At 44.2% G+C, this 18,015-nt stretch carries 15 protein-coding genes; 2 read left to right on the top strand and 13 right to left on the bottom strand.

Annotated elements, in window-relative coordinates:
- Positions 1 to 1,098, top strand: coding sequence for an SGNH/GDSL hydrolase family protein (locus BQ7997_RS14000; RefSeq protein WP_044653696.1), 1,098 nt, complete (start codon positions 1 to 3; stop codon positions 1,096 to 1,098).
- Between the two features lie 86 nt (positions 1,099 to 1,184).
- Here the strand turns inward: BQ7997_RS14000 and BQ7997_RS13995 are convergent, their stop codons facing one another.
- From BQ7997_RS13995 to BQ7997_RS13965, 7 genes are all read right to left on the bottom strand, one after another.
- Positions 1,185 to 2,444, bottom strand: coding sequence for an IPT/TIG domain-containing protein (locus tag BQ7997_RS13995; RefSeq protein WP_073346945.1), 1,260 nt, complete (start codon positions 2,442 to 2,444; stop codon positions 1,185 to 1,187).
- Positions 2,445 to 2,450: 6 nt separating this feature from the next.
- On the bottom strand, positions 2,451 to 4,238 hold the full coding sequence (locus tag BQ7997_RS13990) for an IPT/TIG domain-containing protein (protein WP_073346944.1): 1,788 nt from the start codon (positions 4,236 to 4,238) through the stop codon (positions 2,451 to 2,453).
- Between the two features lie 13 nt (positions 4,239 to 4,251).
- Positions 4,252 to 5,193 (bottom strand): phosphodiester glycosidase family protein, encoded by a 942-nt coding sequence (locus BQ7997_RS13985; protein ID WP_235817296.1) that lies wholly within the window; start codon positions 5,191 to 5,193, stop codon positions 4,252 to 4,254.
- Positions 5,194 to 5,206: 13 nt separating this feature from the next.
- A complete protein-coding gene (locus BQ7997_RS13980; protein WP_073346943.1) occupies positions 5,207 to 6,493 on the bottom strand; it encodes a RagB/SusD family nutrient uptake outer membrane protein in 1,287 nt (428 codons plus the stop codon).
- A gap of 5 nt (positions 6,494 to 6,498) precedes the next feature.
- A complete protein-coding gene (locus tag BQ7997_RS13975) occupies positions 6,499 to 9,834 on the bottom strand; it encodes a TonB-dependent receptor (protein ID WP_073346942.1) in 3,336 nt (1,111 codons plus the stop codon).
- A 132-nt stretch (positions 9,835 to 9,966) separates the two neighbouring features.
- The gene (locus tag BQ7997_RS13970; RefSeq protein ID WP_073346941.1) at positions 9,967 to 10,914 is read right to left on the bottom strand and encodes a FecR family protein; all 948 of its coding nucleotides are present in this window, start codon (positions 10,912 to 10,914) and stop codon (positions 9,967 to 9,969) included.
- 152 nt (positions 10,915 to 11,066) lie between these two features.
- A complete protein-coding gene (locus BQ7997_RS13965; protein ID WP_022137098.1) occupies positions 11,067 to 11,633 on the bottom strand; it encodes an RNA polymerase sigma factor in 567 nt (188 codons plus the stop codon).
- Between the two features lie 395 nt (positions 11,634 to 12,028).
- Here BQ7997_RS13965 and BQ7997_RS13960 point away from each other — a divergent pair, with 395 nt between their 5' ends.
- Positions 12,029 to 12,643: an HU family DNA-binding protein gene (locus BQ7997_RS13960; RefSeq protein ID WP_073346940.1), complete on the top strand. Its 615-nt coding sequence runs from the start codon at positions 12,029 to 12,031 to the stop codon at positions 12,641 to 12,643.
- An 83-nt stretch (positions 12,644 to 12,726) separates the two neighbouring features.
- On the opposite strand, the gene BQ7997_RS13955 is transcribed toward BQ7997_RS13960, so the two are convergent.
- The 6 genes from BQ7997_RS13955 to BQ7997_RS13930 form a co-directional block, all read right to left on the bottom strand.
- The gene (locus tag BQ7997_RS13955) at positions 12,727 to 13,656 is read right to left on the bottom strand and encodes a hypothetical protein (protein WP_073346939.1); all 930 of its coding nucleotides are present in this window, start codon (positions 13,654 to 13,656) and stop codon (positions 12,727 to 12,729) included.
- 1 nt (position 13,657) lies between these two features.
- Complete coding sequence (locus BQ7997_RS13950; RefSeq protein WP_073347428.1) at positions 13,658 to 14,530, bottom strand: DUF6175 family protein; 873 nt, start codon at positions 14,528 to 14,530, stop codon at positions 13,658 to 13,660.
- A 16-nt stretch (positions 14,531 to 14,546) separates the two neighbouring features.
- On the bottom strand, positions 14,547 to 14,993 hold the full coding sequence (locus tag BQ7997_RS13945; RefSeq protein ID WP_073346938.1) for a hypothetical protein: 447 nt from the start codon (positions 14,991 to 14,993) through the stop codon (positions 14,547 to 14,549).
- Positions 14,994 to 14,996: 3 nt separating this feature from the next.
- The gene (locus BQ7997_RS13940; RefSeq protein ID WP_073346937.1) at positions 14,997 to 15,830 is read right to left on the bottom strand and encodes a CsgG/HfaB family protein; all 834 of its coding nucleotides are present in this window, start codon (positions 15,828 to 15,830) and stop codon (positions 14,997 to 14,999) included.
- A gap of 2 nt (positions 15,831 to 15,832) precedes the next feature.
- Positions 15,833 to 16,378, bottom strand: coding sequence for a hypothetical protein (locus tag BQ7997_RS13935; protein WP_044656881.1), 546 nt, complete (start codon positions 16,376 to 16,378; stop codon positions 15,833 to 15,835).
- 679 nt (positions 16,379 to 17,057) lie between these two features.
- Positions 17,058 to 17,939: an alpha/beta hydrolase gene (locus BQ7997_RS13930; protein ID WP_083589241.1), complete on the bottom strand. Its 882-nt coding sequence runs from the start codon at positions 17,937 to 17,939 to the stop codon at positions 17,058 to 17,060.
- Positions 17,940 to 18,015 lie beyond the last annotated feature (76 nt).

Below are 18,015 nucleotides of genomic sequence, written 5' to 3'. Positions count from 1 at the left end.
ATGAAAAACTTAACACGAAAAGTCCGGATTTGCTTGGGTTTGTTGATGCTTCCCCTTGCCATGACCGGACAACAGAAAAACAATTTTACCTATACGTCGGCTCAAGAACTTCTGCTGGTAGGTAAGGCAACGTCAGAAGGTGAATATTTCCATCGGGTAGACACCGCGAAGTATCACTCAATGCCGCCCAAAGTGAAGAAGCTTTTCACAAATTCCGCCGGACTGGCAATCTCTTTTACTACGAACAGCCCGGTGATAAAAGCCAAATGGACAGTTCCGGATAACCCACAGTTACCCAATCTGACACGTATTGCTCAGAAAGGCCTGGACTTGTACATCAAGCGGGACGGAAAATGGCAGTTTGCCGGAGTAGGAATGCCGGGTGGCGTGACTACAGAAAGAGTGCTTGTCGATAATATGGGTACTGGGGAGAAAGAATGCTTGTTGTACCTGCCTTTGTACGATGAACTGAAGAGTCTTGAAATAGGAGTGCCCGCTGATTCGTATATACGTAAAGGGCAGAACCCTTTCAAAGAAAAAATTGTAGTGTACGGGTCGAGCATTTTGCAGGGAGCGTCTGCCAGTCGTCCCGGTATGGCTTATCCGGCACGATTGTCCCGTAGTAGCGGGTATAATTTCATCAATTTAGGATTGAGCGGTAACGGAAAGATGGAGAAAGAAGTTGCTGAAATGTTGGCGAATATTGACGCAGATGCTTTTATTTTGGATTGTATTCCCAATCCTTCACCGAAAGAGATTACCGAACGGGCTGTAGACTTTGTAATGACCTTGCGGGAAAAACATCCGGATACACCTATTATTATCATACAGACATTGATACGCGAAACGGGAAACTTTAATCAGAAAGCTCGTGAGAACGTGAAGCAACAGAATGAGGCTATTGCCGAGCAAGTAGAAGTACTGTGTAAAAAAGGTGTAAAGAACCTGTATTTCATTAAAGAAGACCGTTTCTTGGGAACAGATCACGAGGGAACCATCGACGGAACTCATCCCAATGATTTGGGGTTCGACCGGATGCTGAAGAAGTATAAACCGGCTATTGGCAAGATTCTGAAGATTAAGTTCAAGGATGAATAGCAGGAGTGAATAAAAAGGATAGAGAATAAAAGAAAGGTCAACTCATGAGGGCGAGTTGACCTTTTGTCCTATCAAGGAACATTTGATTATTTGACAGTAATGCGTCGAATCAGATAGTTAACGGCACCTGCCACATACATTGTCTTGCAGTCTTCCGTAATGATGATTTCATACGGTTGGTTGAAAGTGGCTTTTAATCCTTTTCCATCAGCGAAACCGGCTTTCCCGGAGCCTGCGATTGTTTCTAATGTTCCTTTCGAGTAGTCACCGTTTGCGTCGGGAGTTAACTTGCGTATACAATGATACGTGTTATCAGAGATATACAAGCATCCGTCCGAGCCGGCAGCGATACCGAATGTCGCACCTACTTTGGCACTAAGCGGATTCCCGGGTTCCCCGTCATAATACTCCTGACCTTTCACACCGTCTCCCGCAATTGTTTTCTGTGTGCCATCCGGACTAATCTGAATCAGGACATAGCTACTGGAAGTGCCGACAATCATATTCTTGTTTTTGTCGAATACAATGTAGTTGGGAGAAGCATTGAGAGTTGCGAAAGTCGTTTTCGTACCCGAAGGGGTAAATTTATAAATCGCTTTGTTGTCACGCGCCGATACATATATGTTGTCTTCATCATCAAATGCTACGTTCATCGGACTCTTCATATCGGTTGCAACAGTTGAAACGGTCATGCTGCCGGCTTCAACTTTCCGCAACATTCCTTTTCCTTTATCAATAAAATAATAATCCCCTTTTGAGTCAAATCCGCCTTGCCAGATGGCACTTTTACTGTCTACAGCCACATCAAGAAGCGAAGTGACCAGGAAATCTGGTGAAATCCGGCGTATCCAGTTATACCCGCGTTCTGTAAACCAAAGGCTGCCGTCGGGAGCAAAGGCGATTCCGGTGGGTAGTTTGGTCGTTGCTTCGGTTCCTACGCCATCCTTCATCTCGAAGATGCCTTTTTGGCCTACGATGGTCTGGACGATATATTCTTGGTCGGGAGTCTTGAGATAATTAAGTTCAAGTCCTGTCAGTTCGCCTGAAGGGGATTTGACGCGGATAGAATACTTTCCCGGAGCCATTTCGGGCAATATGATTTTCAGTTCGTCTTTGGCGGCTTCTATTACCGTCGCTTGCCTGTCATTGATGAAGACAGCGTTCTCTTCCGGCATAGGGCTGAAGTTACGTCCTAATATCGTAGCTATTTCGCCGGAGTAGACATTGGTCGGCTTTACGAGAACTAATCTGAGCTCTGTTACCGATGCTTTGTAGTCGTTGTCACTGCATGCTGCAAAGGTGGATAAAAGCAGGCAGGAAAGCAGTAGTATGTATATCTTTCTCATAATCTTCTATTTATTAATAGTTATGGAACGAATCAAATTGTTTTGTTCATCCGCAACATAAATAATATTGCCGTTGACCAATAAACCGGCCGGATTTTTAAAGGTGGCATTCTGACCTGCCCCGTCCGTTTTGCCTGGCTTGAGTGGTAGGCCTGCAATTGTTTTTAATGTTCCTTTCGAATAGTCGCCGTTAGCGTCAGGTGTCAGAGAGCGGATGGTGTGGCAATTCCAGTCACCGAAATAGAGTGTTCCCGAATCATCGAATGACAGACTGCCGAATACAATTCCCATGGTGGCTTTGGATAAATCACCCGGCTCTCCATCTGAGTAAGTCTCAGCTACAGGCTTTATTCCGTTTCCAAAGATGGTTCGTTTCGTTCCGTCTGTTTCAAACATAAACAACTTGAAAGAGGCACCGTTGGCTGCAAGTACGCGTCCTTTCTTGTCTACGGCAATGGCGCACGGCCCCTGCTTCTCGTCTGACATGTCATAAGTCATACGAAGTTCTCCGTCGATAGTCAGTTTGAATATCTTTTTCGCGTCTCGGTCGGCTACATAAAGACAGTTGTCATTATCAAAAGCAATACCCATGGGAGCTGAGAATGTCGTTTGACATGTGAAGACAGTGGTGGTACCATTCGCCGTAACCTTGACAATATTCTTTAAATCCTTATTGGCTACGTAGAGATTTCCATTTTTGTCGAAGGCACCGGAATAGGACGATTTGAATGATGCGCCCGAAGCTACGGTGGTTACATTAAAGTCTTTGTCCATACGGCGAACAGCATTGTTGCGCTCTACAATCCAGATACTGCCATCCGGAGCGAGAGAAAGAGTTTCCGGGAATTTGAAAGAAGCGGCGGCTCCTGTCCCGTTGGCACTACCGGCAGTTCCACTTCCTGCTACGGTAGCTACCGTATACGTAGTCTTGTCTAAGTAGGTGAAACTCAGATTGTCTACTGTTTTTTCTTCTGTGGTCACCACGACTGGATATCTTCCTGGTTCGTTTTCCGGCATCACAATAGTTAGTGTGCCTGGAGTTACTTCTTTTACCTCTGCCTCTTTTCCATTCACCGTAACTTTCACGTCACTTGGCTTACTGCCGAATCCTTCACCTGTCAGCACCACTTCGTCTCCGGGATTTCCGGTGATAGGTGTCAGGGAAGTCGTTGTCAGTGTAATGATGTGCAGGTAGGTAAACAACGGGCTGTTTGCCTCTTTATTCCCGACTTTTACCCGGATAGGGTAGGTCCCTTCCTGGGTGTCTGGAATGATGATACGGAGTTGACTGGAAGAAATAACCTCTTTTACTTCTGCTTTCATTCCGTTGATGGTAACTTCGTTTTCATCAACAGAACTGCTGAAACATTGTCCGATAAGGAGTACTTCGTCACCTGCATAAGCTGATGACGGCATTACTTGCAGTACTGCCAACTCAGGCGGAGCGGGTGCCGTGGCATAGGTGATTTTTAGTCCTTCCACGGTTTGTTCTTTGACACTCACTTTGACCGTGTATTCTCCGTTGGGATTATCGGGAAGAGTGATGACTAAGCGATTGATAGTCGCATCGGATATTTCCGCTTGAACACCATTGATAAAGACTTTATTATCTGTAACTGTCTCAGAGAAATAAACTCCTGAAATGATGGCAGTACCCCCTGTCGAACCGGCTTTCGGAATGATGGATATGAGTTTCGGGGGAAATTGCCGGGAATCTGTCTCGTCAGAATCTGAACACCCGCATAACAGGTTGCAACAGAATAAAATGGATAAAATCAATATTGAATTCTTCATACTCTTTTGTTTTTTAAGGTTCATTGACTGTTACCATCCAGGCATTTACGACAGGACGTTCTTGGCCGTCGGAAGGACGGTTCCGTATCTGGAATGTATCCGCTATCGGGTGACGGATAAGCATTTGGGTAGATCCGCCGCCGTCCAGGTTTGCAGCCCAGGAACAGCCCAACGCTTTCATGATCGAACCCATTTCGGGATAAGTAAATCCGTATGAGTAGAACTCCACACGTCCGTCTACCACCATAAAGTAGACATGACCATCATTTGAATATCCGACACACGTACGTGGGTCGATACCTTTGTAAGTTCCACCGGATATTTCCCCGTCGCGCAATACGATGACTCCGCTTCCCGTTACTTCTTTGAGATTGTACTGCATACCCCGATATTCCACCGAGTCCGCAATCACCATCTTATTGTCTTTCGTCAATGCAATGAAGCTCAAAGCCTGTTGGGGAAGTGACTCTTTATAGATAAACGAGTTTTTCAGAATTACGCCGTTGCGGTGAATCGGCCCTCTGATGTCCATTGTACTGACATCCCAGAAGTCGGCATTAACCATCGCAGCCACCCGATGCCACGGACGGTCGGCGTAATCAGCCATTTCCGTAAGCGTCTGACGCTGGAAATTATTGCGTACATCGGCATCATACGGCATACCGACTTCGAGCGATACTCCCGGCACATTCAAGTCAATGTCGATTATAAATAGATGGGTGGAGCGGCTGTCCGCTTTCTGAAAGTGAATATCCGTCTCCGTTACTCCCAATGCCACGACAAAGCTCGTATCAGTATATACACGTGCGACAGTCTCGCTGTTAGCCAATAATTTCTTGCCTATCTCGGTCTGCGGAGTGTAGGGAATGTCCTTGATTGTATCGTTTGAACAGCTTAAAAATGCAAACGGTAACAGGAAAGACAGAATCTGTATGTAGTTTAATAAGTTCATCATCTTTGTTATTTTTTTAGTTAGCCCAATATGAATTTTGATTTAGAAGTTTGTTGAGAGACCTCTCTTTTGCCGGAATAGGCAAACGGTTGTATTTGCGTTCGAATCCAAGGTCACTTTCCAGTCGGTTGAGGCGCACCAGGTCGAACCAGCGGAATCCTTCGGCCAGTAATTCTACCCGACGTTCCTGAAGAATCGCATCAATAAATTCACCCTCAGTTGCGGGATGCACGGCAGCAAGTCCGCGGAATTTGCGTAGTTCATTCAGCCGGCCGAGCCCTTTGGCAAGTCCTTGTGCTTCGGCGCTAATCAGGTACATTTCTCCCAACCGGGTGATGATAATCGGGTCGGTAGTGACTTCTCCACCGGGATATTTGTTAATGACCTCGTTCGTTTCCTGCATGTCGACAGATATGGCGGTACGTTTGTCATCCGGCTCGAACATATTCATCACTTTGGTAGTCGGTGCATACGTATAACTGCCGCCATTTGCCGACGAACGCGAATAAAGAGACGCGCTTAGATTGACACTGGATTCATTGAGCAGGTTGGCAAACGTGAAGATTTCTTCCCTATTTGCTTTTCCCCGGAAAATCTGGTCGAAATCCGCCAGTGAGAAGTTGGCGTCCCCAATGACTTCTTCTGCTAATTTCGCAGCTTCTGTCATTTTCCCCTGGGCGAGCTTGGTGCGTGCCATCAAAGCCTTTGCCGCCTGCTTGGAGACATAATTCTTATCTGTAAACACAGGCGCGTAGTCGATGGCCGTCTGGAAATTCTTTTCCACAAAACTCCATCCTTCCGCTTCTGACGATGCGGCAATATCCCCTGAAACGGGAGCTTCGAGGATAGGAACTTCACCATAGCGGCTGACCAAATTGTAATAAAGCAATCCCCGGAAGAAACTGGCTACTCCCAGTATCTCATTCCTGGAAGATGTGTCAGGTAACTTATTCAGGGAGACAATCAGTGAATTGACTTGATAGAGAGCCGTGTAAAAACCGTCCCATGGCCCGCTGACAAAGCCGCTTTCGGGAGTGACAAGGTCTTTGACCAGTAATATCGGGTCTTTCAGTCCGGTAGCTCCGCCGCGCACCAGTTCACCACCCACGACATCCTGCGTGAGATAACCGTTTGCTGTCGGCTTGTTCTGCATATAAAAGTAGAGCCCTGTAAGCAGTAACCGTGCATCCTCTTCAGTCAGGTTGTCACTGGATACTGCGTTGTGGGGATATTGATCCATTTCGTTGCAACTTGTGGCAAATACTAATAGTAGTGCTGTTAGCGATATGATAAAATTCTTCATAGCTGTTAGAATTTAAGATTTACACCTATTGTAAACGTACGCGGCTGTGAGGGATAGAGATAATCGTATCCCATATTGGTGGCGCTAAGGCTTACATTAACTTCCGGGTCCAGGTACGGCCATTTTGTGATTACGAAAAGGTTGTCGGCCTGGAAATAGACACGGAGATTATCAATATGTATCCGGTTAATCCAGCTTTTTGGCAGGCTATAACCGATAGAAGCGGTGCGGCATCGGATATAGGACGCGTCGTGCAGCATCCGGGTATTGACAAATTTTGTCGAGTTCCATGTATAGCCGTAGATGGCACGCGGATTCTTGTTCGTACTTCCCGGCTCTGTCCAGCGGGATTCTGCGGAAGATTTCAGTATCGGCCATGTGCCGTTGCCCATTCGCAGACCACCCGTCCAAAGCTCATACAGCTTATTCCCTGATGAGAAGGTAAAGAATACGCTCAGGTCAAGCCCTTTATATTTGAATGTATTGTTGAAGCCACCGGTGAATTTGGGATTGGCAGAACCTACAAACTGCTTGTCCTTCTCGTCGATGACGTCATTGCCGTCCACATCTTCGTAGATACAGTCTCCGGCTCTTACGCCCTGTTCGTAAATCTTGGCAGGGATTTCGTCGTCCGACTGGTAAATTCCTTTCCATTTAATCATATAGAAAGAACCTATCGGTTCGCCTACTTTCAGGGCGTGCATGGAACTAGTCGTCAATATCTCGTTGTTGTCGAGAAGGGCGGTCAGCTTGTTCCTGATGAAAGAGATATTAAAGTCTGAATGCCACGAGAAAGCCCCTTTGCCTAAATTGGCTCCCAAGGTAAATTCAAGTCCTTTGTTACGCATGGAACCGATATTGCATACCTGGCTCGTATAACCCGATGTGGCAGGAGTGGGCTTCTGATAAAGCAAATCCTTCGTATCCTTTATAAATGCGTCCGCTGTGAACGTGACAGCTCCTTTGAAGAATGAAAGGTCTACACCGATATCCCCTTGCTGTGCTTTCTCCCATTTAAGGTCGCGATTGCCTGCGGTAGTCAGTCCCAGACCATTCTCTCCGTTGTAGTTGTAACCGCCGCCGGCCAGTGCCTGATAGGCATAAGAACCGATACCGCCTTGATTACCCGTGCAACCCCAACTGGCACGTAACTTGACATCTGTCTGCGGAAATTTCCACCAGGATTCTTCTCCCAAGTTCCATCCGGCGCTGACCGATGGGAAATATCCGTAACGGTTGTTGGATATAAATTTGGAAGAACCGTCCGCACGCATCGTTCCGGTCAGCAGATAGCGGTTTTTATAGTTCAAGCTCACACGGCCGAAGAATGACTGAAGCAGGAACGATGAAAGTCCTGTGCTTACATCTGCGAATTCGGCGGCAACGGAATTCACATCGAAAGAGGGAGAAGGAAATCCGATGCCCGTCTGTGCGGACGAGGACGATACGTCTTTCTGTATGGAATGTCCCAGCATGACATCCAGTGAGAAATCTTCCTCGAATGAATGCTTGTAAGTCAGCACGTTTTCCCACAAAGTACTTGCGTAGGAGTTTCGTCCGTCAATCAGCTTGCCTACCTTGTTGCCATACGGATGCTTGTCTGTATAGTAAATATGCTCCTCTTTGTAGTTGAAGTCCTCTCCGAGAGTTGTCTTGAAGTTCAAGTCTTTCGTGATGTTGAACAGCATATAGAGCGAACCAAGGGCGCGGTAGTTGTCGATATATACATCTTCTTCGTTGAGCGCTTGTATCGGGTTGTGATTGGCAAGTTCCGTTCCGCCTACGGCATACTCTCCGTCGGGACGGTAAGGAGAATCCCAGGGACGCTGTTCGATGGCGCGGGTTATTACGCTCGTACCGATATTATAACCGGTAGGCACACGGTTATTGCGTGAATAGCTCAAGTTCAGCGAAGTACCCACTTTCAACCATTTCTTGATTTCCGTGTCCAAGTTGACTTTCAAGTTATACCGTTTGAGCTGATTATTGATAATCACCCCCTCATTATGCTTGTAATTGGCTGACAGGTAATAGTTGGTTTTATCCGTCCCGCCGGATACGGAAGCCGTAGTAGTGTAAGTGACTGCTGTACGAAGTACCAAATCAAGCCAATTGGTCTGTGCCTTTCCCGGAGCCGGATTGTCGATGCGGCTTTGCGTACTGTTCGTCTGGAGATTATAATTGTCAATGGCTTCATTCAATACTTCCAGGAAAAGGTCGGTATCCGCCATGTCGAGTTTGTCGGTTCTTGTCAGGTTGGAGAAGCTGACATTCGTGTCGATGCTCACCTTTGCCTGACCTTTGCTTCCTTTCTTGGTCGTAATCAGAATTACACCGTTCGTAGCACGTGAACCGTAGATAGCGGCGGAAGCGGCGTCTTTCAGAATCTGTATGGACTCCACGTCGGCAGGGTTGAAATCATTAAGACCGTTCATTGACTGCGCTCCCCATGCTCCGGTATCTCCCGAAGTATTGTTGATAGGCACTCCGTCAATCACATACAAAGGCTCATTGCCTGCGGTGATAGACCCGATTCCCCGGATGCTTACCCGGTTCTTGCTTCCCGGCACACCGGATGCCGAGGTGATGTTGACACCGGAGACACGTCCCTGCAACAGCTCGTCCACTCCCAATGCCTGGCGTACATTGATTTCTCCCGGTTTGTACGTACCGATGGAAGAAGTGACATCCCGTTTGGTTTTCGAGCCATATCCGATGACAATTACTTCATCCATCACGTGCGCGTCTTCTTCCAGTGCAATGTGGATGGTCGGGGAAGCCCCGATGCGGATTGCCTTTTTCTTATACCCGATATAGGATATATTCAACGGCTTTGCCGGGTCTGCGGTAACAGTGAAGTTTCCGTCCACATCCGTAATGGTTCCGACGCCACCTTCCTGTATCACGTTGGCGCCGATGATTGGCTCACCTCTGCTGTCGGTCACCGTACCTTTGAGGGTCTTCTTCTCACTTTTCTTTTGTGGCGCTTCTTTCTTTACCAGTACGATGGTATTGTTATTGAGCGACCAGGATATATTCATCGGCGTGAATACCTGTGACAATATCTGGTCGATAGGCTTATTCTGACAATTGACAGTTACTTTCGCCTGGTCGTTGAGCACATTGTTGCGGTAGACAAACGTATACCGGGTTTGCTTCTCAAGTTCCTTTATAAACGTTTTCACCGTGCCATTGTTGATATTCACCGACACATTTCCTTTTTGCGCCAATACCCCTGCGGGCAATAAAACCAGCGCAAGAAATAAAATGGTAAAGTTTCTAAAAATAAGGAGATTCTGTCTCCTCTTTCTAAAGGAATAAATTAACTTTGTGTAATTCATAGTTGATACTATTTTTCATGTTTAATGGATTAATTTTATCGACTTACATACAACCAAAGGATTGGGCGATTCTTTGGTTGTTTTTTTATATAATTACCGGCTGTTCTCCATAGGCTCCTTTCTTTCAATGGGTTAATAAATAGTGATTTTATCTTTGTGTATCTCATATCTGAACTTGTATTGCAGGCTCAGTGACCGGATTACATTCTGTATGCTTTCATGGCGGAAAGAGCCGGACAGTAAATCCTGTCCGATTTGCGGGTATCTTAGCTCTATCTCCACTCCGTACCATCTCTCTATCTCTTCGATAACATCAATCAGAGGTTCGGAATCGAATATCAGATAATCGTCACACCATCCGGTTTCTACATGGACATCGGCTTTCGTTATTCTAAGTGCCTTGTCCGTGCCTGAATAGGTCGCCTTTTCGCCGGGAGTGAGGATATACTCCTGCGGTAGCGAGCCGCCGGATATTTTAATCCGTCCGGTGAGCAGGGATGTTTCGATGATATCCTTCTTATAGGTGTTTACATTGAAAGAAGTCCCCAGTACTTCTATTTGCAGGCCGTTGGCTATCACTCTGAAAGGACAGTCGGGATTCTTTGCTACGTCGAAAAAGGCTTCCCCCGAAAGATGTACCAGTCGTTGCCTGGAGTTATTCACATCATATGTGATTGTAGTGGCGCCGTTCAACTGCACTTTTGTCCCGTCCGGCAATGTGATTTCCGATTTACTGCCCGGCTTCACATTGGCGGTAATCATCTGCTGCGTGTCGGGAGTCTCGAATAAGGAATAGATGCCGAAAGAAGAAGTGACAAGCAAAGCGATGACAGCAGCATACTTGGCAAACTGTATCCAACGGCGTCTCCATATAATCTGATGCAGCTCTTTCCGTATCTGCTTTTTCATCATGGGCGGCATCCCGATTTCCGTTACGGATTCTTTTTCCATATCCATCATGGTATTCCATAGTTCTTCGTCAGGCATATTGCCGAGTTCTTTCTTGAACTCTCCAAAATCAGAAGAAGGGACTCCCTTCCCCATATATTCGCGGTATAAATTTTTAAAACGTACAGTCATATTATCGGGTATTTCTATTGGTTATACGTAAATGAAATAAGAGGGTACTATGATTTCTTTGTGTTTTATAACATAAAAATCAAGTAGGGCGGATTATTTTGTGGGACAGGATGTTGCTTTGTCATCCTTATGATGCGTTGTGGGCAGTGATATTATAAAAAGAACAGGAAGATAATATTGTATTTCAGCATTTCGCTGCGAAGTACTTTTAAGGCGGAAGTCAGGTAGTTTTTCACTGTTTGCTCGGAAAGCTCCAGTTGTTCGGCAATTTGCTTGATAGGCATGTGCTTTTCTCTGCTCAATTCATAGATGTCACATTCCCGTTGCGAAAGGGCTCTCTTTGAATTCTTCAGTTGTTGCAGGAATTCGTCGTATAATAGGATGTCTTCCGGTGATACGTCGGTAGCTTGATTTTCACAATAATCCATGAAGTCCTCGAATTGCAGCTCGTTGACTTGCCGGCGGAAATGGTCAATAACCTGGTGTTTGGCAATAGTGAAGATGAAAGCTTGAAGATTGCCGAAACAGTTCAGTTGTTCGCGGTTGTCCCATAGGCGTAGAAAAGTGTCCTGAACAATATCTTGTGCCAGGGAACGATTTTTAAGTTGTTTTAGAACGAAGCTGTAAAGTCGGTCGGCATAGGCTTCATAAATTCGGGTGAAAGCCTGGTAAGACCCGTTGCGTAGTTCTTTTATGCACTGTATTTCGTTTATTTCCATGTTTCCTATATAGATGTAGGCGTAGACAAATGTACTGAATTAATTTTTATTTCACCAAGTATATGCTGATAAATAAAGCGAAACCACCGTTCGGGGGGGGTATAAAGAAATGTTGTTTGACAATGATATTACATTTATATATCTAGCTTTATTATACCTGCTCTTGCTTTTCGCTGATTAATTTTGTACCTTTACAAGTTTTTGTCTCTTCAGACACAGGTGGTCACCTTATGCAGTGACAAATGTCATCCTGTAAGGTGACATTTGTCTGCTTATAGGGTGACTATTGTCACCTTGCAACGGGACAACCACCCGAATGCATAAACTATTATAGTTTACTGCACTCAAAATTCTTATTCGCTGCACTGAAAACTCTTAAATAGAACTATAAGATTATGGCTTATTACAACTTAAAGAAGAAACCTGCCTTGACTACAAAAGAAGGGGAAACAGAAACGATGTATGCTGACGTTGTTTATAATGGAACGATTACGGCAGAACGATTGATTCACATGGTCGCCAAGAGAACCGGATTTAAGGAAGGAGTGATAGACGGCATCCTCACGGAATTGAAAGATGACGTCTTGCAGTACTTGGGCGAAGGGTACCGTGTCGAACTGGGTGAGTTCGGCTTCTTTTCCGCCAAGGTGAAAGCTTCCCGTCTGGTGGCAGACAAGAATGATATTCGTTCCAGCTCGGTTGCTTTCAATGGTGTGAACTTCCGTGCTTCCAAGAGCTTCCGGGAAGGTATTCGCGGGGATTTGGAGCGTAAGAAATGCATTGATTTCAGAGCTTCACGGGAATGGGATAAGGAAACCTTGAAGAAGATTGTCCTGCAATATATCAGGCAACATGGCTTTATTACACGTTCTACTTATACACAACTGACGGGACGGCTGAAGAATACCGCACTTGCCGACCTCAAGTCTTTTGTATCCGAAGGAGTCATCAAGAGAGAAGGGTGGGGCAATCAGACTCATTTCATTATGTCGAAGAAAGAAGAAGAGTAAAGATAGGGCAGTCATGGACTGCATGAATAAAGAGAAATTAATAGCCTTGGCTGAACATTGAAAATTCAGTCAAGGCTATTGAATTATTTGATAATCTGTGTATAAGTGATTTGGGGCTGGTTGCTCAAATAAGCAGTTGCTATTTCCTTGATGGCATCAATACGTCTTTTCTCCAGACTTATTTTCTTGTTTAATAGTTTTTCTTCTAGTTCTTGTTCGGCTTTTTGGTCTGCTTTGATGGTATCTTCCACTTTCTTTATTAATTTCGCGGCATCAGAATGACAGACCGATTCTGTATCAATAGATGCTAAAATAAAAGCAGCTTCCTCGTAATTCTGCAAAGATATAGCAGCTTCAGCCTTTAATATCATTTGGGCGCAGACTTGATTCTGGTATTTTTTATAAATCTCAATGGCTGCTGCCTGCACCTCTTTTGCTCCTTTCAGATTTTGAGGAAAGGTCGTCAGTAAAGCCAATGCTTGCTCGTATTGCTGGTTTGCTGCCAATTGATGTGCCTGGCTTAATAGATTAGCTTTATTCTCAAGATAATAGTTAGCTATTTTTTCCTTCGTTTGTGTCAGGAACTGGCTATATACATTATCTCTCGTGTTCATTCCGGAAAAAGCATTTCGTATGGCATCTGATAAGTTTCGACCGTTTCCTTTTAAAATTTTGGAACAGCTACCGAAAAGTGTATGAGTAACTACTTGTTTGACAAAAAGTGAAAGTTCCACTTCAACCATTGTTATATTACGTAGTCCGCCTTCCACCAACTTCTGGTCGAGTATGTTTACTACAGGATATATAACGAAAGTCCCGTTTGTCTCAGACGATACACCGTTCGCTCCCATTACGGCATTTAGTCGGGTAGCCAGTAGACGGAAAGCGTTCGCGTCCATTTCCTTTTGTTGCTCAGGAACGACGATCCCGATTGTGATGTCATTATCGTGCTGGGCATAAGTGGAGGAAATGCCTAGTAAGCCGATTAAAAAGGATAAGATAAGTTTTTCCATCTTATTTAATTGTTATATAGATTGTTGTTCCTTTTATATCACGCTGTACCTGTAGCCCTAGTTTTCTCATGAATTTGAAGATTTCTAAAGCAAATTTATTGGTGTTGTAGTTATTGCCGTTTTTAGGGTCTTTCAAGGGAATACGCACGTCATCGAATATCATTTGTTTATCAGTCGTTCCCTGTATGTGATAATTATTCTTATAAGCATGTTCTTCCATCCACATTTCCAGCTCGTCGGATAATTGTAAACCTTGTCCGCCTATTTCTGAAGACATGGAATAAGAAGAATTCTGGTCGAATCCGAAATTAATGATTACTGAACGTCCGTTCTCTACAATGTCGGAGAATTTAGTCTGAATAGTATTCAGAAATTCCTCAGCACATGACCCTATAGACTTGCTTGCCAGTTTTCCAATATCGTCCGTATAGAATTTTCCGCTATCGCCTACTTTGTTCGCCAAAGATGCTCCCGTTGATACATCATAAGCCGTAACAATCACCTTCACAGAGTTTCCTGATGAAGATAGAAGGACATTCATTTCTGCTTCCACGTAAATATCTGCTCCGGACATTTCTATCAACTGGCTTTTCAGATCGGTTTGATTGTCGGCGGTAAAGACTTCATTTTGAGAGATTGCTTTTAACCGTGCGGTAAAATCAATGGTTGTAAACCCCCGGTCATCAAATGCCTCTCTGATTTTTGCCAATGTAATTCTTTTGTTGACGTCATCCTCCAATACGGTACGTAAATCTTCACCTTCCTTTGTATAAGGTATTACCATAATTTTAGGCTGAACAGTATTTACATTTTGTGCGATAGCTCCTGCTACGTTAGACAGTAGCAGTAAAAGCATCAGGATATATTTGCTCATATTCATGTATTTTTAATTAAAACCCGAATTTCCGAATCACTTTATGTTGTTCCAAATCACTGCGCAGAGCCTGAAGATTGACTTTTATATCTGTGACAATACATTTCTTTTTTGTAGCGTCTTTGGAGAACTTGGAGACGGGTATAGTAGATAAGATAAAACTGCTGCAACGCTTTTCTTCGAAAAGTTCCTTGAAGTAAGATTTGTGTTCTTTCTGTATTTTTTCTTCATTTACGCCAATTAAAGGATTCTCTACCTGGTTGGAGCCCGGTATGCCTCTGAACAGGATTGCTCTGACTGCTGCCTGTTCAGCGTTCTCTATCGCTTCCTTTGCTTTTTTTCCGTATGCAGTTACACGGAGTGATAATGTGTTTGGCCCGTCGGACAGAAAATTGACTTTATTTTGTCCGAAAAGATTATATGCAATCAGGAGGCATATAATTAATAAACAGTGTCGTAACATATTCTATTCAATAATTAGGTTACAAATAATTTTCTCATTACCCGTGAAACGGGCTTTTATTTCTCCACCCATTTTCTTGGGGACTTTACATTCGGCGAAAGATTCTCCTGAAAGTTTCTGTACTTCTATCTCTCCGAGTTCTTTCGGATAAGGTTGCCCTTCAAGCATTTCCACAATAGATACAATGAATTTATCCCTTTCTTTCACGCCTTGTTTCTTACCGATATTTAGCAGAACGACTTTGGCACCGGTCTTATCTTCTTGCAGAATTTTGAGTATCTTGCCGGAAACAGGGAAATTCTTCCGAAAATATTCTTCCAGTTGTCCCTGCAATGATTGCATGGCTTGCGTGACGGCACTTTCCGGTGAAAGCATCAGATCACTCGCTTTACCGTCGAAGCTTACAGCCTCTGTGCTCAATCCTGTGGCCACATCGACTACTTTCATTTGGAAAGAAACGCTTCCTTTATACCCCTTGACAGAACCGTCTGCATTCTTCATGGCATAAATAGGGATCTTATTGATATGACCGGTAATCAGTTTCTCTGCTGCTATGGCGATATCTTGTTCTACCAGATTCTTGCTGTCCATGAAAGCTTCACTTTTTTGTAGTTCCAGTTCCGCTTTTACTTTATCGTTACTGGTACGATCTACTACCTGAAAACGTTTCGTGTTGGTCAGCATCTCCACTACCTTTTCTGTGACTAGTCCGGAAAACCGGCTGTCTGTTTCGCACGTAAATTTGGCAACTCCCACTACGGGACGTGTGTCCGCCTGATTTTGTGTATAGCCATAAAGGCTATACACAAACATTAGGAATAATAAACTCAAACGCATGTTTATAGGTTCTTAGCTGTTTTTGCGGTTTCTATCATTGCAGCAATGGCCTTTGTTTGAGCAGCGGATTCTTCTACCAAGATAGGATACGCATCCTTTGTAAACCCTAGAGCTGTGGCAATTTTAGCTGCTTTCATCGGATTCTTCTGTGCTTTGGAGGCAGATAAAGCTTTATCTGCGGCACCGGCGGCATCCTTGATTGTCAAAGCTTGTGCAGCAATGGTCACACTGAGTGCGGTCAGTTCTTCTACTGTCGGTTTTTTGATGTTTACATCTGTCACACCGTCTTTTGTCTCACCTATTGAGCGATAGTACAGATTCTGTAATTGTTCTGTTGTGCTCATTGACAAGATAGCTGCATCATAGACGTTCTTGACATAGGTGTCCACGTCACCTACTCCGGTAGACTTCGGCTCTTTCTGGCATAGTTTTGCCAATTTTTCCATACGCTCCTGGGAAGCTTTCATTTCATCTTTTGTCTGTGCGTTAGCGACATTCACCCCTGCCACCATGAATAAGGTGACTAATACTAAAAACAACTTCTTCATAATTGTTTTGTTTTATAAATGTCCGCAGATTCCCGAACCGGACGGTTCTTATTAAAATAATTGATGAATATATATAAAGAAAAAGCGCGGGAATCTGTACCTGTCACTCATCCCGCTTATCGAGGCCTTCGCATTGCCCATCACTGCCAGAACGAGCAACGCAGAAGCCCACGCCGATATGTATAGTAATTCCACAAACCTTTTCTTATGAAAAGGTAAGCAGAAGATATAAACATATCCCGCAGACACCTACTGTTGCTTTGCTTTGGGCAGTGTTCAAAAGTTGCGAAGTTTCGATAAGCCAAAGACAAAACGTCAAGTAAACGTCTTTCTTTATAATATAAATAAACATTCCCCCATCCCTCCCTTACTCCACGACTGGAGTATCGGCGTGAGAGAACGCTACAAAAATATATAAATAAAATCAAATATCTTGTGTCGGGAGAGGTTTATTTTCTGTGTGAATCATATTTGGACGAATAGAAAGAGAGTAAAAGGTATTTTGTAACTTGGATTGTGAGTGAAATCGTTGAATGGGACTATGATTCATGTAGCGAAAATGTATTGGAGAAATATTTTCGCTACATGAATCCGAGGGTTGTTCAGATATGCAGAGCTATTGGGATAGAAAGGGAGAGAGCGATATTTTTGCGGTGAATAGTTCGGAGCCCTTTGGGTATTATTTTATACGAGTGAACTTCAGCCACATACCAAGCAACTCAAGCATCTGCGAATGATATTCAAAATCTATATTCATCCCCCAGCCATGACCACCTTTGGGAAATATATACATGGTTGCGGGGATACTGTTTTTCTTCAATGATTCATAATAGAGTACGCTATTGGTAGTAGGTACGGATTTGTCATCATCACTCAATAACAAGATGGCAGGCGGGGTATTTGTATTGACATGCTTCTCGTTAGAAAAGAACTGAATGTCTTCAGACTGAGGTTTATCACCCAGTAAGTTAGAACGGGAACCGCCATGAGTGGCTGTTTCCATAGTTATGACAGGGTAGAAAAGGATGGAGAAATCAGGTCTTGTGCTTACTCCTTCTGTAGTATAGTGGGTAGAAGCGGTAGCTGCCAAATGTCCGCCTGCCGAGAAACCGGCGATGCCTATTTTATTGGTATCTACACCAAACTCGTTGGCATGTTCGCGTACATAACGTATTGCCTGCTGTGCATCATCCAATGGTACTTCCTTATGTTTGTTCGGCATCCGGTATTTAAGCACGAAGGCTGTTATCCCTTGTCCGTTCAGCCATTTTGCAAACTGCGAGCCTTCGTGCTGAATAGCCAGTCCGGCATATCCGCCACCCGGGCATATCACAACTGCCATTCCTGTGCTTTTTGTTTTGTTGGCCTGATAAATAGTCAATTCAGGTGAAGATACATTAGTTACCCAGTTGCCGTTCCTCTCAGATTTCTCGGCTTCTGTTATTTCATTACTTGTCGGTGGAGTTGTCTCCCACAGTTTTATGACCTTTTGAGCATTCATAGTTGTACATGTAAATATCAGCAAAGCGCTTAGCGCTAATAATCGACCTTTTTTCATCATGTTAATCAAATTTTGAATATTAGAAATAGATAAGAATCTAAAGGCTACAAAGTTACATTTTATTCTTTGTAAAATG

It is taken from the genome of Bacteroides congonensis, from assembly GCF_900130125.1.
GTDB classification, from domain to species: Bacteria; Bacteroidota; Bacteroidia; order Bacteroidales; family Bacteroidaceae; genus Bacteroides; species Bacteroides congonensis.
Note: the sequence above shows the minus strand (reverse complement) of the source record. Positions and strands in the feature narration are given on the sequence as shown.

Bases quoted from the DNA above. Each gene is read 5' to 3' on its own strand.
- BQ7997_RS13980 (WP_073346943.1), bottom strand. From the start codon at position 6,493: ATGAAGAATTTTATCATATCGCTAACAGCACTACTATTAGTATTTGCC.
- BQ7997_RS13985 (WP_235817296.1), bottom strand. From the start codon at position 5,193: ATGATGAACTTATTAAACTACATACAGATTCTGTCTTTCCTGTTACCG.
- BQ7997_RS13965 (WP_022137098.1), bottom strand. From the start codon at position 11,633: ATGGAAATAAACGAAATACAGTGCATAAAAGAACTACGCAACGGGTCT.
- BQ7997_RS13955 (WP_073346939.1), bottom strand. From the start codon at position 13,656: ATGGAAAAACTTATCTTATCCTTTTTAATCGGCTTACTAGGCATTTCC.
- BQ7997_RS13990 (WP_073346944.1), bottom strand. From the start codon at position 4,238: ATGAAGAATTCAATATTGATTTTATCCATTTTATTCTGTTGCAACCTG.
- BQ7997_RS13930 (WP_083589241.1), bottom strand. From the start codon at position 17,939: ATGATGAAAAAAGGTCGATTATTAGCGCTAAGCGCTTTGCTGATATTT.
- BQ7997_RS14000 (WP_044653696.1), top strand. From the start codon at position 1: ATGAAAAACTTAACACGAAAAGTCCGGATTTGCTTGGGTTTGTTGATG.
- BQ7997_RS13995 (WP_073346945.1), bottom strand. From the start codon at position 2,444: ATGAGAAAGATATACATACTACTGCTTTCCTGCCTGCTTTTATCCACC.
- BQ7997_RS13950 (WP_073347428.1), bottom strand. From the start codon at position 14,530: ATGAGCAAATATATCCTGATGCTTTTACTGCTACTGTCTAACGTAGCA.
- BQ7997_RS13960 (WP_073346940.1), top strand. From the start codon at position 12,029: ATGGCTTATTACAACTTAAAGAAGAAACCTGCCTTGACTACAAAAGAA.
- BQ7997_RS13935 (WP_044656881.1), bottom strand. From the start codon at position 16,378: ATGAAGAAGTTGTTTTTAGTATTAGTCACCTTATTCATGGTGGCAGGG.
- BQ7997_RS13940 (WP_073346937.1), bottom strand. From the start codon at position 15,830: ATGCGTTTGAGTTTATTATTCCTAATGTTTGTGTATAGCCTTTATGGC.
- BQ7997_RS13945 (WP_073346938.1), bottom strand. From the start codon at position 14,993: ATGTTACGACACTGTTTATTAATTATATGCCTCCTGATTGCATATAAT.
- BQ7997_RS13970 (WP_073346941.1), bottom strand. From the start codon at position 10,914: ATGACTGTACGTTTTAAAAATTTATACCGCGAATATATGGGGAAGGGA.
- BQ7997_RS13975 (WP_073346942.1), bottom strand. From the start codon at position 9,834: ATGAATTACACAAAGTTAATTTATTCCTTTAGAAAGAGGAGACAGAAT.